21 protein-coding genes and 1 pseudogene are annotated in these 21109 nt (G+C 39.4%); 20 read left to right on the top strand and 2 right to left on the bottom strand.

The window, feature by feature from the left end; translation table 11 throughout:
* The first annotated feature begins 48 nt into the window (after positions 1 to 48).
* The 18 genes and pseudogenes from FSZ17_RS12045 to FSZ17_RS11960 all read left to right on the top strand — a co-directional run bounded on the left by FSZ17_RS12045 (position 49) and on the right by FSZ17_RS11960 (position 14807).
* The gene (locus tag FSZ17_RS12045) at positions 49 to 1197 is read left to right on the top strand and encodes an FAD-dependent monooxygenase (protein ID WP_057776840.1); all 1149 of its coding nucleotides are present in this window, start codon (positions 49 to 51) and stop codon (positions 1195 to 1197) included.
* A gap of 110 nt (positions 1198 to 1307) precedes the next feature.
* Positions 1308 to 1463, top strand: a complete 156-nt coding sequence (locus FSZ17_RS23400) for a hypothetical protein (RefSeq protein WP_156416300.1) — start codon at positions 1308 to 1310, stop codon at positions 1461 to 1463.
* 19 nt (positions 1464 to 1482) lie between these two features.
* Positions 1483 to 2079, top strand: coding sequence for a hypothetical protein (locus FSZ17_RS12040; protein WP_146846450.1), 597 nt, complete (start codon positions 1483 to 1485; stop codon positions 2077 to 2079).
* Positions 2080 to 2459: 380 nt separating this feature from the next.
* Positions 2460 to 2645: a hypothetical protein gene (locus FSZ17_RS12035; RefSeq protein ID WP_057776841.1), complete on the top strand. Its 186-nt coding sequence runs from the start codon at positions 2460 to 2462 to the stop codon at positions 2643 to 2645.
* 809 nt (positions 2646 to 3454) lie between these two features.
* The gene (locus FSZ17_RS12025) at positions 3455 to 3877 is read left to right on the top strand and encodes a hypothetical protein (protein WP_185150615.1); all 423 of its coding nucleotides are present in this window, start codon (positions 3455 to 3457) and stop codon (positions 3875 to 3877) included.
* Positions 3878 to 4133: 256 nt separating this feature from the next.
* On the top strand, positions 4134 to 4505 hold the full coding sequence (locus tag FSZ17_RS12020; protein ID WP_043068846.1) for a DUF2089 domain-containing protein: 372 nt from the start codon (positions 4134 to 4136) through the stop codon (positions 4503 to 4505).
* Positions 4505 to 4894, top strand: coding sequence for an SHOCT-like domain-containing protein (locus FSZ17_RS12015; RefSeq protein ID WP_057776842.1), 390 nt, complete (start codon positions 4505 to 4507; stop codon positions 4892 to 4894). Before FSZ17_RS12020 ends, FSZ17_RS12015 begins: the two co-directional genes overlap by 1 nt.
* Before the next feature lie 3 nt (positions 4895 to 4897).
* Positions 4898 to 5167 (top strand): hypothetical protein, encoded by a 270-nt coding sequence (locus tag FSZ17_RS12010; protein WP_057776843.1) that lies wholly within the window; start codon positions 4898 to 4900, stop codon positions 5165 to 5167.
* Between the two features lie 676 nt (positions 5168 to 5843).
* A complete protein-coding gene (locus FSZ17_RS12000) occupies positions 5844 to 6707 on the top strand; it encodes a GNAT family N-acetyltransferase (protein WP_057776844.1) in 864 nt (287 codons plus the stop codon).
* A gap of 189 nt (positions 6708 to 6896) precedes the next feature.
* A complete protein-coding gene (locus FSZ17_RS23720; RefSeq protein WP_228460182.1) occupies positions 6897 to 7133 on the top strand; it encodes a nucleotidyltransferase domain-containing protein in 237 nt (78 codons plus the stop codon).
* Between the two features lie 632 nt (positions 7134 to 7765).
* Positions 7766 to 8452, top strand: coding sequence for a DUF3995 domain-containing protein (locus FSZ17_RS11990; protein ID WP_057776845.1), 687 nt, complete (start codon positions 7766 to 7768; stop codon positions 8450 to 8452).
* A gap of 99 nt (positions 8453 to 8551) precedes the next feature.
* Entirely contained in the window at positions 8552 to 9226 is a 675-nt protein-coding gene (locus FSZ17_RS11985; protein ID WP_057776846.1) for a response regulator transcription factor, read from the top strand.
* Positions 9223 to 10575: a sensor histidine kinase gene (locus tag FSZ17_RS11980; protein WP_057776847.1), complete on the top strand. Its 1353-nt coding sequence runs from the start codon at positions 9223 to 9225 to the stop codon at positions 10573 to 10575. Before FSZ17_RS11985 ends, FSZ17_RS11980 begins: the two co-directional genes overlap by 4 nt.
* An 86-nt stretch (positions 10576 to 10661) precedes the next feature.
* Positions 10662 to 10826, top strand: a complete 165-nt coding sequence (locus tag FSZ17_RS23395) for a hypothetical protein (RefSeq protein ID WP_156416301.1) — start codon at positions 10662 to 10664, stop codon at positions 10824 to 10826.
* On the top strand, positions 10817 to 11764 hold the full coding sequence (locus tag FSZ17_RS11975) for a hypothetical protein (RefSeq protein WP_057776848.1): 948 nt from the start codon (positions 10817 to 10819) through the stop codon (positions 11762 to 11764). Before FSZ17_RS23395 ends, FSZ17_RS11975 begins: the two co-directional genes overlap by 10 nt.
* Positions 11765 to 12125: 361 nt before the next feature.
* Positions 12126 to 12269: pseudogene (locus tag FSZ17_RS11970) on the top strand (ABC transporter ATP-binding protein); the annotation flags it as partial.
* A gap of 285 nt (positions 12270 to 12554) precedes the next feature.
* On the top strand, positions 12555 to 13763 hold the full coding sequence (locus tag FSZ17_RS11965) for a serine hydrolase domain-containing protein (RefSeq protein ID WP_057776850.1): 1209 nt from the start codon (positions 12555 to 12557) through the stop codon (positions 13761 to 13763).
* 588 nt (positions 13764 to 14351) lie between these two features.
* Entirely contained in the window at positions 14352 to 14807 is a 456-nt protein-coding gene (locus tag FSZ17_RS11960) for a hypothetical protein (RefSeq protein WP_057776851.1), read from the top strand.
* A 191-nt stretch (positions 14808 to 14998) separates the two neighbouring features.
* On the opposite strand, the gene FSZ17_RS11955 is transcribed toward FSZ17_RS11960, so the two are convergent.
* On the bottom strand, positions 14999 to 16237 hold the full coding sequence (locus FSZ17_RS11955; RefSeq protein ID WP_057776995.1) for an IS110 family RNA-guided transposase: 1239 nt from the start codon (positions 16235 to 16237) through the stop codon (positions 14999 to 15001).
* 366 nt (positions 16238 to 16603) lie between these two features.
* Here FSZ17_RS11955 and FSZ17_RS11950 point away from each other — a divergent pair, with 366 nt between their 5' ends.
* The gene (locus FSZ17_RS11950) at positions 16604 to 17092 is read left to right on the top strand and encodes a DinB family protein (protein ID WP_057770651.1); all 489 of its coding nucleotides are present in this window, start codon (positions 16604 to 16606) and stop codon (positions 17090 to 17092) included.
* Between the two features lie 595 nt (positions 17093 to 17687).
* A complete protein-coding gene (locus FSZ17_RS11945) occupies positions 17688 to 19430 on the top strand; it encodes an ABC transporter ATP-binding protein (RefSeq protein ID WP_057770649.1) in 1743 nt (580 codons plus the stop codon).
* A gap of 375 nt (positions 19431 to 19805) precedes the next feature.
* On the opposite strand, the gene FSZ17_RS11940 is transcribed toward FSZ17_RS11945, so the two are convergent.
* Positions 19806 to 20894, bottom strand: coding sequence for a PrsW family glutamic-type intramembrane protease (locus tag FSZ17_RS11940; RefSeq protein ID WP_057770647.1), 1089 nt, complete (start codon positions 20892 to 20894; stop codon positions 19806 to 19808).
* Positions 20895 to 21109 lie beyond the last annotated feature (215 nt).

Genomic DNA, 21109 nt, shown 5'->3' with positions numbered 1-21109 from the left:
GTGTGTGAAAGCCAATAGGACTATAAGTTAAAGAGGTGAAAATCAATAATGAAATATGACTTTATTATATCAGGAGGTGGGATTGCTGGATTGACAACAGCAATTGCTTTGCAAAAAGAAGGGTATCATGTCAAGGTACTTGAACGTATGAAAGAATTGAAAGTGGTTGGTGCAGGTCTGGGACTTGGCGCTAACGCTTGGAAAGGACTCGCGCATTTGGGGATTACAAATGACTTGGAAATGAAATGCAACCTCATAAAAAGTACGAAATTCCTAGATCAAAAAGGTAATTTGATAAGTGAAATGGACATTGATCGCTTAAACCGTAAATATGGAGTTGCTTATTTTACTATCCATCGTGCGGATTTGCAGAAAGTACTCATTCAACGACTTCTACCCGGAACACTTGAATATGGAAAAAAAATCATTAATTTTGAACAAAATGAAACTGGTGTTACGGTGTATCTGGAAGATGGAAAAAGCGTAGAGGGGGACGCGCTTATTGCTGCTGACGGTATTCATTCTGCCGTACGGAAAAAATGCCTTCCTGACATAAAACCACGTTTTTCAGGTTATACATGTTGGCGTGCTGTAGTAAAAGTTCCGAATAAAAATTATGTACCAGGAGAATTTACTGAAACATGGGGTTCAAAAGGTCGATTTGGCATTGTTCCTCTAACGAACGATCAAATATATTGGTTTGCATGTGTCAACGCTCCTTTTCAAGACAAAGATTTCTCGGCTTTTACAACAATTGATTTGTATCACCTATTTCATAATTATCATTCTCTTATACCGGAGATACTCAAATGGACTCCTGACGAAAACCTTATATGGAATGACATTATTGATCTGAAGCCGTTAAGCCGATTTGCCTTCGATAAGATGTTGCTAATAGGTGACGCTGCACACGCAACTACCCCTAATATCGGTCAAGGTGCAGGTCAAGCAATTGAAGATGCAATCATACTGAGCAATGTTTTAAAGAAGAACAAAAATATACAAGATGCTTTTTGTGAATTTGAAAAACAGCGAATTCCAAAGACAAAAAAGATTATCAATCTGTCATGGCGAATAGGAAAAGCCGCACAGTTAGAAAATCGACTTCAAATTCGTATTCGTAACTTAGTTATGAGAATACTGCCAGCTAAAATTCAAGAAAATCAGTTAGAAGCCGTTTTTCACACGGATTTTTAATTACAAAAGACCATTTTGTCATGATTTAGATCACCTGCCGCATTGAGAAGCTCATCGTTGATCACATCCATTGGACGTACTATTAATATATTAGATTTTAGGAGGATGAAATGGAACCGAAAATAAATATCAATAATTCAACACATTTTTCCTGGCTGTCACGCTGGCCTCAGTGGATTGGGTATGCTGCTGCTCTATGGTCCCTAATATACAGCTTACTCGGGCTGTACTGGCTATTAGGAGGAAGCGGATTTTCCTTACGGTAAAAACGATCCAAGGGCAGAAATGATGGGATCATTTTTATCCAATTTTAATGTTAATGTCGGGGGTCCAGTCATTGCGATAGCTGGATTGGTAGGGACGGTAGTAGCTCTAGCGATGGTAATGACATGGGGGAGTCGTTTTCCTCGTACAATATTACTCTCCTTTGCGTGGATAATGAGTCTAACACTTATATTTGTAGTTCCAGATTCTAGAATTGTACAGAATTTTGCTTATTTGTTTCTACTTCACTTTGATCTGCTGGACTGGAGAGTTTTTAATCAAGTTTTTTGTATAGTTGGTGGGTCCATTTGGGGAGCTACTGCAATAGCATACTTTCGTCTTACAAAAGATGCTTGCGGTAATTGCGGCAGAAATGACGCTAAGGAAGTATCATTAGTGAAAGGAGCACAATGGGGAAAGTGGTTTACCTATATGGCCGTCATTATGGCGTTGCCATACGGCATTGTCCGATGGGCGTGGGCCTTAGGTATTCCTCTGGGGACAACCAACTTATCAATGGTCGGGAATGAAGACATTGTATTAGTTGATACTATACTGGGCGGATTATGTATTGGCGGTGGAATTTTGACCCTTGGACTTATTCAGAATGGGGAGTGATTCTTCCAAGGTGGTGTTTATTTCTAGCAGGTAAACAAATTCCAATCTGGTTTGTTGTGGTACCCGCTATATTGATGTCGGCTATTATCACGATAACGGGGATAAAGCTCAGTCCACAATTCATATATATGATAGTTAATGGTTCAATTAATCGTGAAAATTGGGGAGAATTTGTTCCTTTTTTGTTCTGGTTACCATGGGGAATATCCCTAGGGATAGCAACTCTTGCTTATTATTTAAGAAGACGGGGTCGATGTAAGCATTGTGGTAAACTTTAGTACTCATCGTTTATCTGCCAAGGACCCCATGAAGCTTTAAAATAGATAACACCAGGAGAGCTCTACATCCCATAACTTTATATGAAGAGAAGAGGGATTACGATGCAACCATTCGATCACTGGAATACTTGGAAAGATGTTGCTTCTCAGTCATATGGATTCTCATTTGCCTCCGTAAACCCAGATGGTACTCCACATGTTACTCCACATGTTACTCCGATTGGATCACTAATACTCAGCAAGGATGAGCCAAAGGTTTATATTTTCAAATCTTCACTTCCCAAATGACACGAAACCTAGATCAGAATAATCGAGTCTGTATTCTTGCTACAAACAGTAGTAAATGGTTTTTGTTACGATCGTTTCTTTCCAGAAAGTTTAAGACTCCTCCAGGAGTACGGTTGTCGGAACGGTTCGAGAAAAAAGGGTCGCAACGGAGGATGAGATTCAATCGTTAAAAGAAAGTTAAGGATTGTTAGGGCGTTTTTTAAAAACTGGTCCTGGAGGTCTTAACATCAAGTATGTTCGCGACATTCATTTTGACTCCGTTAAACCAGTTTACGTTGGAAAATTGACCAAAGGACTCTTTGAATAAGTTTACAATTTTATGTGGTCAGCAACTCAAACATGTTGTATTAATTTGGTCATTTTTAAAAATAGTCTTTGAGGATGTCCTTTGATTTTTGATCACTTTTTGTTGAAATAAAAAAGGAAATGGTGGAATAAACTTATATTGATTTAATTTGTTACATAAATCCAATTAAATACTAAAATCAAATTCTATGGAGGTTTTATGAATATTCAGATCATGCAGTATGCGGACTTTTCTCTTGACGAAATCAGGGGGGGGATTCGGTTTCTACAAGATGGAAAACAGCGACACCGCTTACTGTGAAGAGGTTGCTTCGTTCCTCGATGCTAAGAACGCGAAACGCGCAAGAAGTTTAACCATCTGGAAAAGGTCATTCGGCTGCTCAACATAGCAACCGGAACGTTAAGGGACTTTAATACTGAAAGCGACCAACGGTTGGCAGAATTCGTCCTCAAGCTTTATAAGGATATCCGAGAGAATGAACCGGGAATTTCCAAGGAGGGTTGTGATCAACATCAAGGTTAGGAATTTTTATTATCTGATTGCAGGTGTTCTTGCGATACTTTTTGCCGTCACGCATGCATGGAACGGACAATCCGCTGTGCTTCCGAAGCTCGACATTAGTGAGATACCGATGGATACCCAGACGGTATTTACGTATGTTTGGCACATTATAACGGCAGAAAATCTGGTCTTCGGAATCGCATTTATTTTCATGTCATTCCAAAGTGAGCGATCAAAGATCCGGTTTGCCGCATGGATGATCGCGGCGATCCTTATCGTCCGACTGATGGTCATTCTTGGCGTAACGGCAATGCTTGATGTTTCGGCTCTTACGGATACGCTTATAGATTCGATTGCAATCGTAATCTATGTCGCCTTGATCATACTGGGCACAACTATGAAGAAAAAGCAGTCCGGTGGTTAGCAAGTACACTAACAGAGATGTCCGAAGAACTTTTCTTTAAGTGTCAAAAGGCTCTTATTCCTTTCTCTACAATCAGACAGACTCTCCAATGAGTCTGTTTTTTATTTTAACTTAAATGATTGATAGATTAAATTATTTAATTCGCATATTAATTTATTGAATAAAAATATAAATTTTTATAAATTATTTTAAATGTTTATTTGAAAATTAAAAGATGTGATGTATGATATGAATAAATAAAAGAAAGGAGAACAGTATGGCGTATCCTTTACTCACTAATTGTCCTGTTTGCAGAAAGGCGCTTAAAATTACTAAGCTACAGTGTAACCATTGCCAGACAACGGTAGAAAATGAATTTGAAGTTTCAAGACTTGCTGCTCTCGGTCAGGAACAGCTGCATTTTATTGAGATTTTTCTTAAATGCCGTGGAAATATCAAAGAGGTCGAGAAGGAGCTAGGAATTTCCTATCCGACTGTCAGAGGAAAATTAGATGAAATTATCTCTACTCTGGGATATTCCTCTCAAAAGAAACCGGAAGTGGATAAGAAAAAAATTGTATCGTTATTGGAAAAAGGCGAAATTACGGCAGAGAAAGCCATTCAGTTATTAAAAGAGGGGGAAGTATAATGAAGGACGAAATTTCGAGAGTCTTAACGCTGGTGGAGGAAGGAAAGATTGATAAGGAAAAAGCAAGTGAATTAATTAATATTTTACAAGGTAAAGATCAACCAGAGTTAGTGACAATAAAAAAAGAAGTCCCATATGGAAATAAGATGTTAAAGATTCGTGTGAACTCCGAAAAAGGTGATAATGTAAATGTGAATTTACCGATTAATCTGGTAAAGGCTGTTTTAAAAGTAGGTACAAATATTGCTGAAAAAATACCTGAGGCTGAAAAATATGTAAAAGATATTAACATTGACTTGCTCATTGAAGCAATTGAAAACGAATTGGACGGACAGATTGTTGACATCACCTCGGCCAATGGTGATAAAGTTTTCGTGGTGATTGAGTAGATTATGTTAAAAGTCAAGGTGAAAGTAAAGGATAAACGATTCTCCATTCCCGTTCCCTATGCGGTTTTAAACTTGGTTAGTTTGATTATTACATCAAAAAGGATTAATCGCTTTATAAATAAAGCAATTGAAAAGGATGGAAGCAAATTCATCCTCCCGGAGATTGAAAGAAAAGATTTAAAGCCGTTGCTGCAGGGATTTTCTAAGCACAGTGGAGTTATCCTTATTGAAACGAAATTGAAGGATGGAACTGAGGTAGAAGTAAAGCTTTAAATAAAACTTCTAAATCGCATTTTTTAATGGAAACAGCTTCGTCTTTTTGGTCATTTTATGCCTAATCTATAGGATTAGAAATAGCAGTAAGCCATTATAAGAGACTAACAGTGTTTTTCTGATTTTCTGTTCAGAACCAATGCTGATTATTGCACCCATTTTCCACTAAAGGGTGCGATTATGGAATAAGAAAGGACATTACATATAAGTCATATAAAATATGTAATGTCCTTTAATTTATCTATCTTTTTTAAAATATAGGTCTTAGGAATGCGTATTTATTTAAAGGACCAGATTATAGGTGCGACATGTTCCTGACTCAAATGAAATGTGGTCACACAATTTCAGTAAAGGTCAGGCAGTTTTAGATTTCTATAACTGAAGGGTTATGTCGAGGAGTCGAATGAGGAAGTAACGCTCTGAAAAGCTCCCCCTGCGTCGAATAGCACGCTATTTAATAAGAAAAAGTGTGTAATAAGCAGAAGGCCTCCCAATGATAGGTACACCCTAGGGGGGGATTGTATCACCCCTTTTATCTAACAACGTATTAAAAGAACTAGTGTGGTGGGTTAGTAATCAATGGGAAAGCTTTGAAACTCAGTTGGAGGCAAACAAAAAAAATTTGTAGTTAGCTCTAATTAAGCCAAATAAAAAATATGAGGGTTTCAGGTGGAAAATGAAAACATATAAGTTTATTAAAGACTACAAAAACAACAATAACCATCGGTTATCATTTAACAATCTAGCTAAAAAGACCTTTGGTATTGATTTTGAAGAATGGTATCAACAAGGCTTTTGGAATGAAAACTATATATGCTACAGCTATGTTAATAATAATGAAGTAATTTCTAATGTTTCACTCAATACAATGGAACTGATCATTGATGGGAAAATACAGAAGGCTATCCAGATTGGAACGGTAATGACTGATCCTAAATATAGAAGACAAGGATTAGCATACCAGCTGTTAAGTAAAGTACTTGCAGACTATGACCATCTATATGATTTATATTTTTTAGCAGCTGATTCTGAGGCAGTACCTCTCTATCAAAAATGTGGGTTTACGCCCAATGATGAGAACCAATGTGTTATTGATCTTAAAGGATACCAGCTTATCGATGAACCGTTAGAAAAATGTATTATTTCACCAAATATGATGCTAGAAATTAAAAAACAATCTCAACCTCACACAAATATTTTATCCGCGCGAGGCGATGAGCATGTTCTGATGTTCTACTATACTTTAGGTTTTAGGGACTTAGTCCATCGACCGCAAGATGATGTTTATACTATTTTTAAAATTGATGGAGATCAATTGCATCTATATGACATACTTTCACCAAGGAAAGTAAATTTACAGGAACTTGTTGAGCTAATCTCTCCGAAGAATGTGAAAACAGTAGTCTGTCACTTTACACCTGATCAACCTATTAAAAATCTAAAAGTAGCAGTAGATACATCTAGCAATTGGATGATCCGGACAACCACTAACAAAGGATTTCCAACACTTGCCCGATTTCCTAGGATATCTCAAACATAAAACTATTAAGTAGACATGACCTCATTTCGATCCGTCATGGGGAACCGTTCCACAAGTAAGGTAATTCAATCTCCAACGAACGGGCGCTTTTCCAGAACACGAAAAGCGTCTTTTTTAATGGAATAAAGTTTAAAAAAGAGTATGTACAAATTAGAAAATAATTAAGCATTTAAATCTGGGGGAAATACTATGTCATTTGAACAATGTCATAGTATTAATGCTTTGATGTCAACTTTTAATAAAAGTTGGTCCATTGAAGGTGGTTGGGCAATTGACCTATTTATGGGAAGAGAAACAAGAGAACACAAAGATATTGAAATTGCTTTATTTCGAGTAGACCAATTATACCTGATAGAACATCTTAAAGATTGGGACTTTAATAAGTTTTTTAAAGGAGAGTTCTATCCATGGGAAAAAGAGTTTTAAGAGTTACCTATTTACGAACTCCACGGTTTGTTTATGTTAAATGGAGAAAGATTGGAAGTTCTTCTAAATGAAACAAAAGATGACGAATGGAAATTTAGAAGGGATTTAACAATCTCTTATCCACTTGAGTCAGTATGTAGTTACTCTGATACGGGTTCCTTATCAAAATCCAGACATTGTACTTTTATATAAGGTAGAAAACACAAGAGAAAAGACCATTAAGATTTTATGCTAATAAAAGACTATCTTAAAAATAAAATGAAAAGAAAAAATGGCTTCAGTATGCTATAAAATTGCACGAACCAGAACATAAATGGTTTGAATTTTTTTCATAATGTTGAAGGGTGAATTTCTTTGTAGTTAGTTCTTCCGAAATCGAGCGTATTTATAGACCAACAATTGCGCCATCTTAATTTATTGGGCTAAATTGTTGTAAAATGTAAAGCCTGCTTGATAAAGCAGTCTAGCAATAATTTTGATACATCGTGTATCACGATAAATTTATACAAAACTTAAATATGACCTCACTTTCATTTAACTTTCGATAGTTAAAATGAATGTGAGGCTATTTTGGGTTACAGAGAAGAGTGTAATCCATCTAAAATGAATCGAAAATGGAGGGATAAGCATCTATGCAAAAAGCAAATATCAATAAAATATCAACAACTTCTAGAGTGAATTTCTTTGAACGCTTTGAATGCTTTACAAAATCGGCTGTATGGCCTGCTTACGTTGGCTGTTTTAGCGCGTTTATGTATGCGGTATTCGTCAGATTTTATCATGCTGCTGGCGGCACGATCGGTATGCCGGGGGAAATGAAAGATCTCACAGCTATTTACATGGGAATGTACATCGCCGGTCTCGCAATTATGTTCTGTGGATTTATTTTAATTGCGCTTATTAAGCCTTGGAGTAGGATCGTTCCACAACAGGTACCGTTGATTGGAGGCAGAAAGATTCATCCACTTATTGTATTGACTCCCACTCTTGTTGGCGCTGCCTTTTTAATTGCGCACGGAGTAAGTGGAATGATTACAAGAGCGCTCCAGTTGGCAGGTATCATTACAATTGATTTCCCTGGGTTTGTTGAAGTAGATGTTCGTGACCTAGCTTTATGGGATTTAGTATTCTACGAACCGTGGTTTTCCTTTTTGGGTATGATGGCTGGCTTAACTGCTGCTCATTATGCGCAAGCTTCTGGGGTTCGACAATTCTCTTTTAGACGGGGGACTGTCCTTTATTTAATCATTGTTTTTCTTTTAACAGCATTTTTTGCATCGTCTATGATTTTTAACTTCTCTGATAAATTCAGCTTTTAAATGTCATTTATTTTTAAATAATTAGATAAAATGTTAGGATGGCATGGTAAAATTAGGTGAAATTTTCCTGTTTTATTAGTGAGAGGAGGCACCTAGTTTATGAAGCTAACTATTTTGCATATAGAAGATGATCAAGAAATTGGTTCATGGGTAAGCAAATTTTTAACAGATTGTGGAAATGAAGTCATTTGGATTACATCTGGTCAAGAGGCAATGAAGCATATGGAGCGGGCTGATCTTGTTATTTTAGATATTATGCTGCCTGGTTTAGATGGATATACAATCGGTCAGCGTCTGAAGCAGAAGTACCCGAATACGCCAATCATGATGCTATCGGCAAGAACTTCAATGGAAGATAAGTTACAGGGACTCACATTCGCGGATGACTATATGACAAAGCCGTACCATCCTGATGAGTTAGCTGCACGTATTCAAGTATTAGTAAGGCGATTAGGAATTGTTTCACCGGAAATTATTCAGGTCATGCACTTGCGAATTGATCAGAAGGCAAACCGTATTTTGAATACAATTTCGAAGACAGATATCGTTTTGACCGGGAAACAGTTTCATATATTTATGTATTTATTAGACCACTTGAATCAAATATTGACGAAAAAACAAATCTACGAAGCGGTGTGGGGAGATCCATACATTGAAGGGGATAAAACATTAATGGTTCACATACGCCTCTTGCGTGAAAAAATAGAGTTGGACACAAGCAAACCGCAAATTATTGAAACAATCAGGGGGATTGGATATAGGTTGAGATCATGAATATCATACAATCTTTAATGACTAGATATTTGTTTCTTATTTTATTTGCTTTAGTCCTTTTTCCTCTTATTCCTGCCATTTATTATTCTCATCTTCTATTCAATCAAGTATTGTATGATCCAGAAGAAATAGAAGACATATGGAAACGAGAGGCTGCTCAATTAGATGGTCAGGAAGAGGAGGTAATTCATCACCATCTTCAGTCTATAAAAAATAAGTATCCAAAGGCTGAGATTTTCTGGATAAATGGAAGTGGCGAGTCTAGATTCATCGGAAATCGGTCTGCCGATATGCCTGAAAATTGGACATTTACCGATTCCCTTGTATTTATGGAGGAAAGCAAATTTCATGTGGATACGTATTTACAAAATAAAGACCCTCAAAAAATATATACCATTACGGCATTAATAGGAAACGATCCCAGGCAAGGGGTAATGGTTTTTCAAGTTCCGATCACTGATACAAATCTTGGTAGTATTACTCTAGACTTGCCATTTGTGATATTTTTTATCTCCATTTGTGGAGCTTTTCTATTAATCTCTTGGTTTTTCTTCTTTAATATACGCAAACGGCTTGTTAAGCTTCAATTTGCTATGTCTGAAACGGGAAATGAAGGGATCCCTGATGAAGTCGTGATTAGAAAAATGGATGAGATTGGAAGGTTGGAAGGTGCTTTTAACAAGATGATCAACCAGTTGAAGTGCAGCAGGGAGAGGGAGAAAAAGGAAGAAAATCTTAGGAAACAGCTAATCGCTAATATATCTCATGACTTACGAACACCTTTAACAGTCATGAGGCAGCACGTATATTCCGTAAAGAAATACCCAAAATCCTCTACAGAAATAGAATCACTTCAAATTGTTGAAAACAAACTAGATGATATGGACAAAATGATCAATAATCTTCTTTCTTACACACTTCTTTCAGCTGGTAAACATCCAATCGATATGCGAGACACGGATATATTGGATGAAGTTCGGAAAGTTATAGCGGAATGGTATCCTATATTTGAAGAGTATAAGTTTGAAATAGATATTGATTTACCGGAAAAATCACTGATATGGAAAGTAGACCCTATTTGGTTTAAAAGTATTTTGGACAACTTAATTCAAAATGTCACTCGACATGCTCGCTCAGGACGATATATTGGAATTCAAGCCGTGGAACGATTTGGATCAACCTCCATTGTTATTAAGGACAAGGGGGGTGGTTTTGGCCAAGAATCTGAAAATAAAGGTGCTGGAATTGGACTTTCAATCGTTTCGCTCATGATGACGGAGATGAATTTAGATTGGGAAATTTCCACTTCTTCAGATGGAACAAGCATTTATTTGGGAATGAAAACTTAAACAAATTTTAAACTTGAAGTCATCTTAATGAACACCTTTGCAGTCTATCCTTTTTATAAGTACATTATAGAAAGGATTGTGTTCAAATGGAGATTAGTACTCAAGAATTAGAAAACAAACGCGGGTTGATCATCATTTTTTCATGGGCGTTTGCTGTTTTCTTACACCCTTTTATACGTAATTTCAGATTGAAGAGAACACTTATTGAGGATATCGCCATCCCGGTAGCCGAGGTGACAACATGTCAGTAACGGCAGAGCGTGCAACCTCACGATTGATGAAAATCCGTAGAATCTGTGGTTATGGCGCCATCATAGCGGTGACTCCGTATCTGTTTATTAAAATCGCCTGGACTTTCGGTCTCTTTCTTCCGACAGAGCAAATGGGCGATGCCAGTTGGCGAGCGATCAACGCTGCTACCGTGGTTGTCGCCGCGGTTGGCCTCCTGCTAGCGATGGCTTTCTGCATGCCGTGGGGTGAACGGCTGCCTGCGTGGCTGGTGGCTCTGCCCGTTTGGTTTGGTACCGGTCTTCTCGTTCCCATGCTACTGCTAGCACCGGTCCTTGGTCCGGCCGCTATGACCCGGGACATGGAAGCAGGTGCCACCGATTTCTGGGTCTACGAGCAGATCTTCGTTATGGTCTCTCTGATCGGGGTCGGTATTTGCCTCCCGCTAGCTTTGGCAGGGTACGCCAAGGCGCGGTGGCCGGAGGCGGTTGGCGGTCCGATCGACTGCGGGGAGCTGACGGGACACACCCGGCAGCTGCAGATCACCCTGGGTAGGCTTGTCGCAGCCGGCTGCATTCTGCTCGGCGTCATCAAGGTGTTCTGGGCGATGGGCGGCACCCTTGGCATCGACCCAGACATGCTGGATGACCGTGATCTTTGGTGGCACCTGCTGACGTTGAGTACCGGCGTATGGGCGTTCGCGGGGGCGTGGGGCTTGCTTGTGCTAACCACCCGCCGCGGTTCACGGAGGTTCTTGCCCCCCATGGTGGCGGCATGGATCTCGTCGGGAATGCTTTTCTCTTATAACCTCTTTTCCGTCATTCGCTACGATTTTCAGTTCTCCCGGGAGTATCCGCTGGCAAGGGTGCTAACCACGGAAGCCGGCATTATACTCGGCGTAATGATGGGGATAATCATCCTGCTGGTGCTGCACGACCGCCGGCGAGCCCTGATGAGCTAGGAGTAATGGGGGGACTATTCTCAAAGAAACAAATAGGAACATTAAATAGTGACGAAAAAACATCGTTAATTGAGGAATAGAATTAAATAAATGTTTTCCAGAATATATGTATATGTAAGTTCTTTATTAATAGAAGCCTTAACTGGATTAAACAACCTTTTAAGATATGTAAATAAAGTAGTTGAAGTAGGAGAAATTACATGTCTAAAAGTAAAGTGATAACTTTGTCCTTATTGTTTGGTTTGATATTAATTCTTTTACTATTGCCATTAGTCATTTTATTTGGCCGAAAAGCAAAGGTTTAATGGGTGTTTTTGCCCATCCCCTCGAAAAAGGGGTGTTTTATAAGGAGGAGAAGAATATGCAAAACAAGTCAATTCAAGTAAAAGGTTTGCAAATGTCCTACAAGAAGCTTCAGGTCCTAAAGGGTGTAGATTTCGAAGTGGATAAGGGCAGTATTTTCGCCCTGCTCGGCTCCAATGGGGCGGGCAATACAACGGCTGTAGAATAAACGTCCGATGAACAATGGCTCTATGCTAAGTGCAGGACATATCTCGATTCTGATAACCCAGAAAAGAGGGTGAGCCAGATTTTGATTGCCAGTATTCATTCTCTTTGATGCATCGAATCCACCTTTTTGACAAAGGCTTTCAAGCATGAATAACAAAAGAGAATTTGTAGTTTTAAAACAATAGGGCTAATAAAAAAGTAATAAGGGAAACCAAATGAAAAAGATTACAACAGAAGATTTTCGTTCGTCAGAAAATGGAAAAAAAAGGAGAGATACATGATGGGACAAAGTAACAAAGGCTTCTCCGAAACAGGGCTGCACAAAATACGCAACGTGCTGGCACGACATGTCGATTCCGGGAAGATTCCTGGGGTCGTCGCCTTAGTCAGCCGGAACGGTGAGACTCACGTCAAAGCGCTCGGCACGATGCGCCATGATGGTGGTGCGCCGATGCGCCGGGACACGATCTTCCGGATGGCGTCTACATCCAAACCGGTCACGATGGCGGCGATGATGATCCTGCTCGATGAGTGCAGGCTGCGGCTGGATGAGCCGGTAGACCCGTGGCTGCCGGAACTCGCCAATCGGAAGGTACTGAAACGGCCCGACGGCCCGCTGGACGAGGCCGTGCCGGCGCGGCGGCCGATCACCGTACGGGACCTGCTGACCTCCACGTTCGGGCTCGGAGTGGATTTCGAGTTGCTGAACTCCCCAATCAGGGCCGCGACCTTCGAGAAGACCGACTACAGCGTGGCATCCGGGCCGGCACCTGAGCCGGACGAGTGGATGCGCCGCCTTGGCGAGTTGCCGCTGTCGTACCAGCCCGGGGAGCGGTGGCAGTACGACCTCAGCAACGAGGTAGTCTGCGTGCTTGTCGCAAGGGTCACGGGCCAGCCGTTGGAGACGTTCCTGCGCGAACGCATCCTTGATCCGCTGGGGATGAAAGACACCGGTTACCACGTGCCCGCCGACAAGATCGACCGCCTGCCGCCCCTCTACGGGCCCGACCCGCAGACCGGAGAGTTCCTTGTGTGGGACGAGGCGGCAGGCGGACGGGCCAGCCATCCTCCGGCGTTCCAGGGCTGCGCGCTGGTCTCCACCGTCGACGACTACCACGCCTACTTCCAGATGCTGCTGAATCACGGTATGCACGGGAGCGAACGGATCTTGTCCCGGACCGCCGTCGAGCTGATGACCACTAATCGCCTCACGCCCGAGCAACAAGCTGCCCGGGACACCATGTACAGGAACATCGGCCATGCGTCGCACGGCGGTTGGGGTTTTGGGATGGCGGTGCGCACCTACCGTGGCGACTACGCGTCCATCGGCCAGTTCGGCTGGGACGGCGGTACCGGCACAACGGTATACGCTGACCCGGACAAACAGCTCACCGGAATCCTACTGACCCAGGTCGGGATGTCCAATGCGGATTCGCAACATCTTATCCAAGACTTCTGGACCACGGTCTACCAGGCAATCGAAGACTAACACCGAGCCCTCGCCAGGTACGCCCGCTTTCAATCACGAAACGAAGCGGTAATCCCCTAGCGGCCGAACCGTCGACGTTTCCGCCCTTGGTCTTGGCCCTGTTTGCCAAGGAGAAACGTTCGTTTTTGTTACGCTGTTTTGTGATAATTTTTTAACCTAGTTGTGACTTTAAGAGATAAATTGCACACTTTTTAAACGCTAAATTGCATTGAAAATGGATGTTAATTGACAATACAGTCCTTTAAAAATATCAATCATCTTAATCCATTAAAGGGCCATTTAATGGATTAAGGAATATTCTGGTGAAAAGAGCATAACTCTTAGTATATGGCTGTTTTCCGAAATGTTGCTGCTATATAACAAATCATCATATTGATTTTTCGTCAGTTAAGGAGGAAATCAAATGGATTGGTATATATGGTTCGCAGTAATTGTTGCTGTTGTTATTATCATTGGGTATAAATCTTCTAAAAAGAAATAATGCTTGTTGAACTAAAGGGGGCTATTTTTCAAGAAGGAGAATGGCTCTTTCTTATTGTAGTAAAGGAGCAGAATAGTTGAAGAAGGACTGATTGTGGGTGGAAGAATTTGTCTGGATTTATCGCAATTGCATCATCTAAGGAAATAACTTTACCAAGTGAAATTCAAGAATATAACGATAGAGGTTTATTTGATACTCCAAATAAAGCATTTTCTTTATCCAAACTTCATGAATGGGAAGAAGAAGGTACAAAACAAATATTTACTATGCCTTATATTTATAATACAGGTGGTGTAGGAGACGAGTATTTTTGGATTTATATTGAAAAGTACATGGAGATTGGGGATGTATTGGAGATTATTTCAGTACCAAATCAGTGTTATGTGTATGAACATGTACAAAAAATACTTGAAAATCCCGAACCTATAATAATAAATGTGGGTAATCTGACATATGAAAATTATCTTGGGTGCTTCCAGTTGAATAAAAAATATTGGATAGACGACTTGAAACACCGTATTTTATTTACAGATAGAGGAATAACGACCATTGTGAAATATTAAAATTGGGTAAAAAATTGTTCAGCTAACGGGGGCTTTAGTTCAATAGATATTCAACAAAACCAGCTAATAGTTTGTCAACATTTTTCAATAAAAAACTTTATTTATCCATGCTATACTTAAATTGTCCATGACAAATAACCTTCCGAATATACTGTTTGGAAGGTTTTTCATTTGATAGATTGATGTAGTAGTTAAGCTATATCTTGGAAGGTTGTTTTGCTTTTCAATAAGGCATAGATCCAATGTAAGAGCTTATTCACACAAGCAATAACTGCAACCCTAAATGGTTTACCTTCATCGCGTTTTTTATCATAAAACTCTCGTAGTTTTTTGTTTCTTGCAATGATCTCATCTGTTGTCTTTTGCTTTCTGGTATCACGAATTCCGCATCTTACAGCCATATATAGAGATCGTCTTAATCGGCTAGATCCTCGTTTAGTAATTTTGTTTTTTGTAGCTGTAAATCGACCAGAAGAGTAAACACTAGGGTCTATTCCTGCAAATGCAACTAACTTTTTAGGGTGATTAAACCTTTCTATCTCTCCAATTTCTGAGATGATTGTTGCCGCAATTTTTTCTCCGATACCAGGGATAGATTGGATAATCTTATATTCTTCCAATTCTTCAGCGAGGGCATCTATTTCAGCTGCTAACTTCGATAGGTGCTCTTCGTATTGAAGAACGATATTGATTAATATCTTAAGATTAAAGATGTGACTGTCGTACATATTATGTTGAAATGGATTTCTTTCAGCCGCCTCAATAAGTTTCTCTGCTTTCTCTTCAGCCCACTGATTTGATCGACTCTTACACAAGGATGAAATAATGTCGATTAACGCTGACTTTGATACTTTTAATACAGACTCTGATGTAGGAAATGTATTAAGGACATTTAAAGAGACTCTGGAATATAGAGCTCCAAAAACACCTCGATACTCAGGAAATACTTGATCCAATAGAGTTTGTAATTGTAATTTTGTTTGCGATGAGACACCTACAATTGCTTCCTGTTGTCTGGTGAGGTTTCTTAGATTTAATAACTGAATTCCTCTTTTTCTATGAGGCTCTAACTCTTCCTTGTAGAATAGCTCGCAAAGTTGGTACGCATCTACAGGGTCTGTCTTTACCTTTCTAAGATTGGCACTACGTGAGCGATGAGACACAAGAGGGTTCACCATAATATACACATAGTCTTGTTCATCTAAAAACTGGACAACAGGGGAATGATAAGGACCAGTTGATTCCAAGATAACCGAAGGTTTCATCCCCTCTGATGCTATCGTAACCTCCTTTAAGAAATCTAATAAACTATCTAAACCATCCAAAGTATGCTTTACACTAAAGCTTTTACGATAAGGTTTTCCTTTATCTAAAAAGGCTTGAACCTGACTCTCTCCTTTTGAAACATCCAGACCAATCACTGGATTCATTTATCAATCTCCTCCTAGAAATGAATTAGTCGGTAACCACTAAACTCCTTGTAATGCCATAGGTTCGCTTGTTAAACGGGATCTATGTCCCAACCAGCCTAAAACATGTTTATACAAGTAGGGGGTGAACAGTTTTGCTGACGGGATCCAGTCCCACGGGCGCTGCGTTCTACCCCGACTACCGCTATCATAAGACCTCATGAAAAAAGGTCAACCAGAAAAAACTGGCTGACCTTATATTACGATCGGGCGCGTTTTTTTAGGAACACGTCTTTTCGTGTATCGGGCCATTTAACGGAATAAAGCAGGAGAATTCAACCGAACACCGAAATAGAAAAGATATTATTAAAAGGGAGTGTGACTAATATGTCCCATGCTAAAGATGTTTTGGTCGATCAGTTGTTAGCAAATGCGAACGACCCCAGCTTTTACGTTCCGTTTTCGGAATCAGTAGCAAACTTGTCAGAGGAAGAAGCGTTTTGGAAACCCAATGATGAAAGTAACAGTATCGCTGAAATTGTGCAACATCTACTTTACTGGAATGAGACATGGCAAAAGAGGTACGAAAAATCTCATGTGAATGCTGTTGCGCCAATAGATGATAATAATAAAAGCTTTATTGTTCCGGAGAATAAAAGATTTGCTGACTTAAAAGAGTGCCTCCTAGAGGTTCTGCTTCATTGGCAGGATCTACTAACAGAAGAAAAGGTAGAAAGTGAAGTGAATGGTTTCCCAGTGACTGCAAATTGGTGGGGGATAATGGGAAATATATCCACGCATAACGCTTACCATATTGGACAAATTGTTTACATCCGAAAACAACTACAAAAAGGCTGGAAAACTAATATTAAATGAGAAAGTGTGACAAGCTACAATTCTTGTTCCACAATCGGGAACAATTGTTGAACAAGAAGTAAAAGGGTGATACATAACTAATATGTATCACCCTCTATTTATTTTGACTTTTTACGATTTAGGAATTGATAACTTACGCTAAGCAGATTTCAACATGAATAAGCCGATTTTTCCTAAGCTATTATGGAAGAATAGGCTTTTTTGTTTTCTCTTATTCTTCAATAATTAATTCCGTTACACCAATAGACTCCTTAAAAATGTCTTTGTTACTAGTTGATACTGGTTTATTGAGTTTTGCTGTAATCTTAAATTTACTTTTAATTTCCCCCAATTCTAAGACCTTTCCTGAAGAATCATCGTTCCTGAGGGATCTCTCTTTATAATTATAATCAGATATGAATGAAATTTCTGAAATTTTATTGAGTACTCACACAAAATCGCTTACTATAGAAGTATCAAAAAACAAGGAGGCAATTTACATGAATCACATGACCAATCAAACCGTACAAACATATAAGGGTGGAACACTTACTGAAATGTAAACGGTGTACCCCCTTATATGTGTTTATTTAAATAACACAAAAAGGGGTAAATCATGCGTTTTCCAGTAAAAAAATTTTTCTCATATTACAAACCGTATTTAACGATATTTCTTACGGTATTGGCGTGTGCCATAATCGTATCTGCTTTGACTTTGGTGTTTCCGTTGCTCGTTCGGTATATTACGAAAGATGTTCTGGAAGGAGACTTGTCCACTGCGCTAGGTGAAGTGTATTGGATTGGTGGGCTGATGCTTGTTTTAGCGGTGATCCAGAATATCGGGAACTGCTTTGTAGACTACAAAGGACATGAAATCGGGGCGCGTATGGAAAGTGATATGCGTAGAGAGCTGTTCACACACATGCAAAAGCTTTCCTTTAGCTTTTACGATAAGGAAAAGACAGGTCAGCTTATGTCTCGGATTACAAACGACCTGCTGCTGCTTTCCGAGTTGTACCACCACGGTCCAGAAGACTACATCAAATATCTCGTTCGATTTTTAGGAGCGTTTGTCATTTTGTTCTTTATTAACGCACCCTTAACGATTACCGTATTCTGTTTTTTACCATTCTTAGGTGTCTTTTCATTGTATTTTAATAAGAAGTTGAACAAGGCATTAAGAGAAAACAAAGAGCGAATTGGTGATATAAACGCACAGGTGGAAGATAGTCTATCAGGAATTCGGGTAGTAAAATCGTTTGCTAACGAACATGTAGAAATCGAGAAGTTTAACCGAGAAAATAAACGTTTCCTCGATAGTAGAAAGAAAACGTACAAGGCTGAAGCTTACTTTTACAATGGTATTGAAACATTTATCCAGTTGATTACGATCACGGTGATCATTTTTGGGAGTACCCGTATTGTAAATAACACTTTAGATTTAGCGGATTTGATCACTTTTATACTGTATATAAACTATGTGATTGAACCAATTCAAAAATTGACTCATATGACCACGCAATTTCAAGAAGGAATCACTGGCTTTCAGCGCTTTATGGAGATCATGAATTTGGAGCCGGCAATCAAAGACAAACCAAATGCCAAGACCTTGCAAGAGGTACAAGGTGAAATTGAGTTCAAAAAAGTTTCCTTCCGTTACAATGACGATTTGGACAATGTCTTAGTAAACCTGTCACTTCGTGTACAACAAGGGGAGTACGTTGCGTTAGTTGGTCCGTCTGGTGCAGGAAAAACTACCTTATGCTCGCTCATCCCTCGCTTTTATGATGTAACAGTTGGGGACGTTTTACTAGATGGGATCAACGTCCGTGATATCGAACTGCAGTCACTAAGAAAAACAATAGGTATCGTACAGCAAGATGTGTACCTTTTTTCGGGAACGGTGATGGAAAATATCCGTTACGGAAATCCAGCAGCGAGCGATGAAGAAATCATAGCGGTAGCCACGTACGCCAATGCCCATGAGTTTATCATGAGCTTGCCAAAAGGCTACCACTCCGAGATCGGCCAACAAGGTGTCAAACTGTCTGGTGGTCAAAAACAGCGTCTAAGTATCGCACGCGTCTTCTTAAAGAATCCGCCAGTTCTCATTTTAGACGAGGCAACAAGCGCGCTAGATAATGAGAGTGAAAGCATCGTCAAGGAATCGCTAGAATCGTTAGCGAAAGGGCGTACAACCATCGTCATTGCCCATCGCCTTTCCACTATCCGCAATGCCGGGCGGATTATCGTATTAACTGAGGACGGTATTGTGGAACAAGGTACGCACGATGCGTTACTTGCACGCGATGGAGCGTATGCACACCTTTACTCTAAGCAGTTTGAATATCAAACATAAGCTCATTAAACAAAAATCGGCTCTCCCTTTAACGAAAGGGGAGCCGATTTTTGTTTTCCACTGTCTTCATTCGCAAACTACTCCACTTCATGCTAAAGCTTATAATGAAATGCTTTTTCCACTTAACTGGTCTTTCTTGAAGAAGAAAAGGCATTACCGATGTTCCAGTAATGCATATTTTAGCCATCCATGAAACATTGCTTCATCACAGAAAATGTTAGAAAAAATCGTTCTTACATGGTTGGCAAACATGCCGTGATATGGCACCAAAAATAAAGGAAATTTTATTTTTCAGGATAGTTTAAGATAGGAATGCTTCAAGACAGGTCCGTGTCATTAAATCTCAATAGTACAGTAAATATTAATATATTTTAACTATGATGTAGGCTTAAATGGATAATCGCTTAACTGCAACTTCTTATTAGCTATTTCCTTTAAGCCGCTACGCATCATTCGAAAAACCATAATCCATGATAAGAGCATCAGAATGATTTGTCCTACCGGAAAAATACCTGGTAAAGGTGTGTCCCATAAAGCATGCATCAAAACGACCAGAATGAATATTCGGACAAATTTGGGCTTTAACAACATGTTCAGTTCAAATTTCTTGTTTCCTTGTACCATGCAAAAGGCGGCCCCTGTTATAGCGGCCCAAGCGACATGTCCGCCGGGAGCTAAAAAACTGCGCAACAGGATGGTAGAATATAGGCTTGGAAAACTTCCGGATAGAAGAGCCCTTAGTGCATAACCAGCAGTTTCAAAAGCTGCAAAACCCGCGCCAACCGCAGCACCCAACAGAAGTCCGTTAAGTATATACCGGTATTTTATGTTTCGCACGAAATAGATAACGGTTATAACTTTGGCCAGTTCTTCAATAATTCCAATTGTTATTGGATTTATGTTATGTTTTAGAATATCATAAAACACCAGTGCCACTAACATCGAGAGGATCCCGCCGATAAATACTACATAAATGATTTTATACATAGCAATATTCTGAGGAGCATTCATTTCCCAAAAGAATATCAACGTCGAGATAGGAACAGCAAAAGCGCCGACAATAATAAGACCCGGTATAAAATTTATATTTCCGAACAAGCTTACACCCAAGTACAATCCTAAGAATGCAATTAGTGCTATAAGAAATACTCTTGCAAAAAGCCAAGGTTTTGGCCACGTTTCCTTAACTTCCTCAATTCTGGGTGTTGTAAGTGCAGTTCCTACGATGAAAAGCCGTTCAGCCTCAAGCTCACTATGCTTTCGGAACACCCGAGAGAATATATTTTGAAATTTAGGCTCAACGGAACGTTCATACATCGGAACCATATCGACATAATTGGCAAACTCATAAAAGAGGCTGTTTGATTCTTGATGAGTATTGTCGTACCTAAAAAATGTATAGCCGCAATTTATACAGAACTTTCCCATATCCTGATTTACATAATCACATTCCGGACATTTCATTTAGTATCCCCCTCTTTATGTACGAATCTTCCCAAAAGGAATGAAATAAAATTGTTTAACAATTTATCTTTTTACTTTCCCCTATATACAATTGTTATATTATCTTTTTGTTAATAAAAACTAAATCATGTTTAATATGGATTCAAAGTCATTAAAAAAGAGCTAATCGACCATTTTTTATCGACTAGCTCTTACTATTTTTTTGATTCGCTTTC

This window comes from Cytobacillus dafuensis (assembly GCF_007995155.1).
Lineage (GTDB): Bacteria > Bacillota > Bacilli > Bacillales > Cytobacillaceae > Cytobacillus > Cytobacillus dafuensis.
This window is presented reverse-complemented; position numbering and strand designations above follow the sequence as displayed.

Bases quoted from the DNA above. Each gene is read 5' to 3' on its own strand.
- FSZ17_RS23400 (WP_156416300.1), top strand. From the start codon at position 1,308: ATGGAACCGAAAATAAATATCAATAATTCAACACATTTTTCCTGGCTG.
- FSZ17_RS23720 (WP_228460182.1), top strand. From the start codon at position 6,897: ATGTCATTTGAACAATGTCATAGTATTAATGCTTTGATGTCAACTTTT.
- FSZ17_RS12010 (WP_057776843.1), top strand. From the start codon at position 4,898: ATGTTAAAAGTCAAGGTGAAAGTAAAGGATAAACGATTCTCCATTCCC.
- FSZ17_RS11990 (WP_057776845.1), top strand. From the start codon at position 7,766: ATGCAAAAAGCAAATATCAATAAAATATCAACAACTTCTAGAGTGAAT.
- FSZ17_RS11955 (WP_057776995.1), bottom strand. From the start codon at position 16,237: ATGAATCCAGTGATTGGTCTGGATGTTTCAAAAGGAGAGAGTCAGGTT.
- FSZ17_RS11985 (WP_057776846.1), top strand. From the start codon at position 8,552: ATGAAGCTAACTATTTTGCATATAGAAGATGATCAAGAAATTGGTTCA.
- FSZ17_RS12000 (WP_057776844.1), top strand. From the start codon at position 5,844: ATGAAAACATATAAGTTTATTAAAGACTACAAAAACAACAATAACCAT.
- FSZ17_RS11940 (WP_057770647.1), bottom strand. From the start codon at position 20,894: ATGAAATGTCCGGAATGTGATTATGTAAATCAGGATATGGGAAAGTTC.
- FSZ17_RS12035 (WP_057776841.1), top strand. From the start codon at position 2,460: ATGCAACCATTCGATCACTGGAATACTTGGAAAGATGTTGCTTCTCAG.
- FSZ17_RS12015 (WP_057776842.1), top strand. From the start codon at position 4,505: ATGAAGGACGAAATTTCGAGAGTCTTAACGCTGGTGGAGGAAGGAAAG.
- FSZ17_RS12045 (WP_057776840.1), top strand. From the start codon at position 49: ATGAAATATGACTTTATTATATCAGGAGGTGGGATTGCTGGATTGACA.
- FSZ17_RS11975 (WP_057776848.1), top strand. From the start codon at position 10,817: ATGTCAGTAACGGCAGAGCGTGCAACCTCACGATTGATGAAAATCCGT.
- FSZ17_RS11950 (WP_057770651.1), top strand. From the start codon at position 16,604: ATGTCCCATGCTAAAGATGTTTTGGTCGATCAGTTGTTAGCAAATGCG.
- FSZ17_RS12020 (WP_043068846.1), top strand. From the start codon at position 4,134: ATGGCGTATCCTTTACTCACTAATTGTCCTGTTTGCAGAAAGGCGCTT.
- FSZ17_RS11980 (WP_057776847.1), top strand. From the start codon at position 9,223: ATGAATATCATACAATCTTTAATGACTAGATATTTGTTTCTTATTTTA.
- FSZ17_RS11965 (WP_057776850.1), top strand. From the start codon at position 12,555: ATGGGACAAAGTAACAAAGGCTTCTCCGAAACAGGGCTGCACAAAATA.
- FSZ17_RS11945 (WP_057770649.1), top strand. From the start codon at position 17,688: ATGCGTTTTCCAGTAAAAAAATTTTTCTCATATTACAAACCGTATTTA.
- FSZ17_RS12040 (WP_146846450.1), top strand. From the start codon at position 1,483: ATGATGGGATCATTTTTATCCAATTTTAATGTTAATGTCGGGGGTCCA.
- FSZ17_RS23395 (WP_156416301.1), top strand. From the start codon at position 10,662: ATGGAGATTAGTACTCAAGAATTAGAAAACAAACGCGGGTTGATCATC.